This window comes from Gordonia rhizosphera NBRC 16068 (genome assembly GCF_000298195.1).
Lineage (GTDB): Bacteria > Actinomycetota > Actinomycetes > Mycobacteriales > Mycobacteriaceae > Gordonia > Gordonia rhizosphera.
In genome coordinates, this window is sequence record NZ_BAHC01000021.1 from 1 (window position 1) to 4855 (window position 4855).

A 4855-nucleotide genomic window follows, 5' to 3' on the forward strand; every position below is an offset into this window, starting at 1 on the left:
ACAGGCGGCGGCGGCCGCGGCGACCCCGCTGGCGTTGGGCGCCTCGGTGCTCGCCGCGTGCCTCATCGGCATTCATCTCGCGTCGTCGGTGCCGACGTCGCTGGCCGGCGTCGCCACCGGCGAAGGACTCACCCCGATGGCGCTGGGCGTGCTCATCCTGCTTCCGCTGTCGGCTTTCGAATCCACCGGCCCGCTCACCCAGGCGGGGATCCAACTAGAGCGCAGCCGGCAGAGCGCGGCGCGGGTGATGGCCCTCGTCGACGGTGCCGGGCCACCCGAGGAGGCACCCGGCGGCACCGACCGGACCGACCGGCCGATCCACACCGCACCGGTGACGATGCGGATCGACGGGCTGCGCTGGGGTCGACCCTCGACACCGGACCTCGGTCCCGCCGACGGGGTCAGCATGCGGCTGCCTCCCGGCGGACGCCTGATCGTGGTCGGCGAGAGCGGGTCGGGCAAATCCACCCTGTTGCTGACCCTGGCCGGTCTGCTGGCCCCTCGCGCGGGCGTCGTGACATGCCAGGACGACTCCGGCGACCCGGTCGACCTGCGCGCCGCGACCTGTTACTTCGCCGAGGAGGGGCACATCTTCTCCACGACGGTCCGCGAGAACCTGCTCGTCGCACGCGGTGACGCGACCGCGGCCGAGATCTCCGACGCGGTGGCGGCGGTGGGCTTGTCCGGGTGGGTGGACTCGTTGCCCGACGGACTCGACACCGAACTGGTCGGTGGGGCCGAGGCGGTGAGCGGTGGTCAGCGTCGCCGGTTGCTGCTCGCCCGGGCGCTGCTCCACCCGGCGCCGATCGTGCTGCTCGACGAGCCCACCGAACACCTCGACGCCGACGATGCGGCCCGGATTCTGCGTCGTCTCACCGTCGGCGACGGCGGACTGTTCGGGCCGGACCGGATCGTCGTCGTCGTGACGCATCAGACTGTCGCCCAGGAGATCTCCGGGTCGGAGCAGGGCTGCCGGCTGCTCGAGATCGCGTCCGTGGCCGCCACCGGAAAAACCGTTGGCAACGCGGGCGGGTAGGCGTAGCGTCTGCTCTACACGAGGAAGGAGGTGGTTCGAAGTTGTATGACTGTTGGACACGTGAGGTGACCATCCGCTAGACGCGGATCGTGTGGCATTCACCCGCACCGTTCGTGCCGGCGAATTCCAGATGGTCACCCGGCCCCCGCACCCCGATCATGTCCGGTCGGCAACGGCCCCCGATGGGGCGGTGCGGGGGCCGTTTCCTGTTTCGGGTCTCTACCGCCCCTTCTTCCAGGCCCCTTCTACCAGCCCGGTGTAACGCACGTCACTTCGCGCGCGAACGCTAATTCAAGTAGTCGACTACTCGTGTTCGCGTCGCTGTTCTGACATGAACTGGATACAGCGACCGGGCCGGATCGAGACCGACCCGTATCCGGACGCGACACGAACACCGCAGAGTCAATGACTTCGACGACAGGGATGGCGAGATGAGTTCGATGCAAGCCCAGATGACATCTGTCAGCGTGGCGTCGGTTGCGTTACACGCGACCGCGTCGGCGCTGCACCTCGACTCTGCCGCATCGATCGACCACCGCATCGCCGAGCGGTTCTTGACCCCCGACGACGCCGAGTGGACCAACGACGGCGCGACCGGCTGGCTCCCGGGACATGTCTCGGGTCTCAGCTACTCGCTGGCGCCGGGCTCCGGCCGGCTCGTCCTGCACAACCGCGGGGCGCGAGACCTGGGGGTGCTGTCCACGCCGCATCTGCCGGGCACCGACGACACGGCGTTCACCCACGTGCCGACGGGTGGTTCGGCCGATCTTCCCGACGCCGAGTTCCACATCCTGCAGACCGCGCGGCGTGACGGTCGGCCCGTTCTCGTCGGCCAGATCACCGTCGCCGACGGCGCCGAACCGCAGTTCGTCCTCGACGGGCCGGTGCCGGGCGAGGTGGACTGGGGTTCCCTCGACCCCCAAGGCGAGTTCTGGAAGCCCGGCGACGTCGACTTCGGAACCCCCGGTGGGCCGTCGTTCGTCTTCGCCGATCCGATGGCGCACGGCGTCCATCAGACCCGCGTCGACGGAGAGATCGCGATCCACAACCGTGGCGACGAACGGATCGCGGTGCTGACGCTGGCAGCCGACGGGCCGCGGGACCTGGTGATCGCCGAACCCGGCGAATCGGTTCCCCTCGCCCCGGGCGACGCGGTCAGCTATATCCAGGCGGCGCGCACGGATTCCTGCCCGACGATCCTCGGTGTCCTGTGGTTCGTCGGCGGCGAGCAGAAGCCGACTCCGCTACCGGTGCCGAGTCGTCGGGACCACCTCGACCACCACTATCTGACGCCGTGGAGCGCCGACTGGGATTCCGGGTACTCCGATCAGATCCATCTGGATGCCGAGGTGTCGGGAGTGACCTATCAGTACCGCGCCGGTGCGGACACGGTCACGATCCGCAACACCGGCGACGACCCGATCGCGGTGGTCTACACCCGCGACGACGAACGCGTCGTCGCGGAGATCGGCCCGCGGACTCGCCGGACACTGCCGGTGCGCGCCGATGCCTCCACCGGCCAGGTCTTCTCGGTGGTCGGGCGGCGGGTGGACAGCGAGCCGGGCCGGGCGGCCGTCTACTCGGCGGGGCGGCTGATCCCCGGAACAAGTGGAAAACCCGGTACCGCAACGAATTACGGGTCGGTGGTGATCATGCTCGGGGTGGTCGTCTACAGTGCCATCCCCAAGAAGAACCTGTATCTGGCCTGGTCGGATCGTCGGCGTCGGCTGCGCCGCACCCGGTGAGGCGGGCTCAGCCGGCGTAGCGGCGCAGCTTCGCCGACAGCCGGGGGATGAGGTCACCGTCGGCGTCGACGCGCTCCTCGACGTAGGCGAGGTCACCGTCCTCGACGAGGCCGTAGAGGCGCTTGGCCCCGCCGGTGCGCCGCCCGGAATCGGCCTTGATGACGACGTCGGTGGCGAGTTCCCACGAGGTCTGTGTCAGCGGCTGACCGTAGAACAGCTCGATCGACCCCTCGGCGTGGGCGAGGAGTAATTCGATCGTGTCGTCGGGACCGATGCGCCAGTAACCGGTCTCTCGGAGATCGGGGCGCAGGAATCGGGCGTCCTCGTCGATGACCCACGACCGGGCCTGCCAGTTGAGGAAGTTCTGGCCGTCATGGCTGACGATGATCTGCTGCGCGAAGTGGTAGTCCTGACCCGTCTCGGGGTCGTTGGCCTCGCCTTCACCCTGCCAGACCCCGACCAGCGGCAGCAGCGCGAGCAGACCGGAGTGCAGGTCGGCTCCGCGGCGCAGATTGGCGGTGTCGTGCGGCAGGGGGAGTTCCCCCCACTCGGGAAGGTTACGGTCGGCTGTCTCCTTGGCGCGCTCGGCGGCTTGTCGGATCGCCTCGTCGCCGGATCGACGCGCCGCGCCGCCCGGATCGCCGTCGGGAGAGGTCACGACTCGTCGTTGATCAACCGGTAGAGGACGTAGACGCCGAACCAGACGATCAGGATCGAGGCGAGGATCAGCAGGATTTCGAAGAAGAGGACCACGGACCGATTCTAGCGTGCACCGATGATGGGAACCGACCGGGAGGTGGGTGGGAAAACACACACATGTCGACGCGAAACGGCCCCGGCTCCCACGCGGGGGAGCCGGGGCCGTCGGCGGTTCGGACGGACTACTTCGAGACGACGATGTCGTGCTCGTGCACGCCGGGTCCCTCGGGGGACACGGTCACGTCGCCGTTGCCCACCGACGAGAGCGCACGAAGCGTCCACTTGCCGGGGGCGGCGAAGAAGCGGAAGTCGCCGGTCGGGCTGGCGACGACCTCGGCGGTGAACTCGCCGGTCGAGTCGAGCAGCCGGACGAAGGCGCCGGCCACCGGGGTGCCCGACTCATCGTTGACGGTGCCGGTCAGCACGGTCTCCTTTTCGACGTCGACGCCGGCGGGCAGCTTCTGTCCCTGCTTGGGTGCAGCACACATGATTTACTTTCCTTCCCCGAGCTCAACCGGGACACCGACCAGCGAGCCGTACTCTGTCCAGCTGCCGTCGTAGTTCTTCACGTTCTGGTGACCGAGGAGTTCCTGCAGCACGAACCAGGTGTGGCTCGAACGCTCGCCGATGCGGCAGTAGGCGATGGTCTCCTTCTCGCCGTCGAGGCCGGCCTCGGCGTACAGCTCCGCGAGTTCGTCGTCGGAGCGGAAGGTGCCGTCCTCGTTGGCGGCCTTGCTCCACGGCACGTTGATCGCGCCGGGGATGTGGCCGGGACGCTGGCTCTGCTCCTGGGGCAGGTGGGCCGGTGCGAGGATCTTGCCGGTGAACTCGTCAGGGCTGCGCACGTCGACGAGGTTCTTGTTGCCGATGGCGGCGATCACCTCGTCGCGGAACGCGCGGATGGTCAGGTCGGGCTCGGCGGCCTTGTAGGTGGTGGCCGGGCGGGTCACCGTGTCGGCCGACAGAGGACGACCGTCGAGTTCCCACTTCTTGCGGCCACCGTCGAGCAGTTTGACGTCGTTGTGGCCGTAGAGCTTGAAGTACCAGTACGCGTAGGCGGCGAACCAGTTGTTGTTGCCGCCGTAGAGGACGACGGTGTCGTCGTTGGCGATGCCGCGCTCGGAGAGCAGCTTGGAGAAATGCTCGGCGTCGACGAAGTCGCGGCGGACCGGATCCTGCAGGTCGGTCTTCCAGTCGAGCTTGACGGCGCCGGCGATGTGGCCGCCGTCGTACGCGCTGGTGTCTTCGTCGACCTCGACGAAGACGACCCCGTCGGTGGTGAGGTTCTGCTCAGCCCATTCTGCGCTGACCAGGACATCGGATCGTGCCATGGTGGGTTTCCTTCCCCGTATCTGTGGGTGCTGAAAAGGGTGGG

5 protein-coding genes are annotated in these 4855 nt (G+C 68.3%); 2 read left to right on the forward strand and 3 right to left on the reverse strand.

Annotation, left to right across the window (positions count from 1 at the left end; translation table 11 throughout):
• Together GORHZ_RS01750 and GORHZ_RS01755 are read left to right on the forward strand one after the other, a co-directional pair.
• Positions 1–1036, forward strand: a 1036-nt coding sequence (locus GORHZ_RS01750) for an ATP-binding cassette domain-containing protein (protein WP_006329794.1), incomplete at its 5' end; no start/stop codon positions are given.
• A 431-nt stretch (positions 1037–1467) separates the two neighbouring features.
• A complete protein-coding gene (locus tag GORHZ_RS01755; protein ID WP_157205020.1) occupies positions 1468–2781 on the forward strand; it encodes a hypothetical protein in 1314 nt (437 codons plus the stop codon).
• Positions 2782–2788: 7 nt separating this feature from the next.
• Here the strand turns inward: GORHZ_RS01755 and GORHZ_RS01760 are convergent, their stop codons facing one another.
• From GORHZ_RS01760 to GORHZ_RS01775, 3 genes are all read right to left on the reverse strand, one after another.
• Entirely contained in the window at positions 2789–3439 is a 651-nt protein-coding gene (locus tag GORHZ_RS01760) for a heme-binding beta-barrel domain-containing protein (RefSeq protein WP_006329806.1), read from the reverse strand.
• Positions 3440–3662: 223 nt separating this feature from the next.
• The gene (locus GORHZ_RS01770) at positions 3663–3968 is read right to left on the reverse strand and encodes a DUF1416 domain-containing protein (RefSeq protein WP_006329808.1); all 306 of its coding nucleotides are present in this window, start codon (positions 3966–3968) and stop codon (positions 3663–3665) included.
• 3 nt (positions 3969–3971) lie between these two features.
• Positions 3972–4811: a sulfurtransferase gene (locus GORHZ_RS01775; RefSeq protein WP_006329810.1), complete on the reverse strand. Its 840-nt coding sequence runs from the start codon at positions 4809–4811 to the stop codon at positions 3972–3974.
• Positions 4812–4855: the final 44 nt, after the last annotated feature.

Bases quoted from the DNA above. Each gene is read 5' to 3' on its own strand.
- GORHZ_RS01755 (WP_157205020.1), top strand. From the start codon at position 1,468: ATGAGTTCGATGCAAGCCCAGATGACATCTGTCAGCGTGGCGTCGGTT.
- GORHZ_RS01770 (WP_006329808.1), bottom strand. From the start codon at position 3,968: ATGTGTGCTGCACCCAAGCAGGGACAGAAGCTGCCCGCCGGCGTCGAC.
- GORHZ_RS01775 (WP_006329810.1), bottom strand. From the start codon at position 4,811: ATGGCACGATCCGATGTCCTGGTCAGCGCAGAATGGGCTGAGCAGAAC.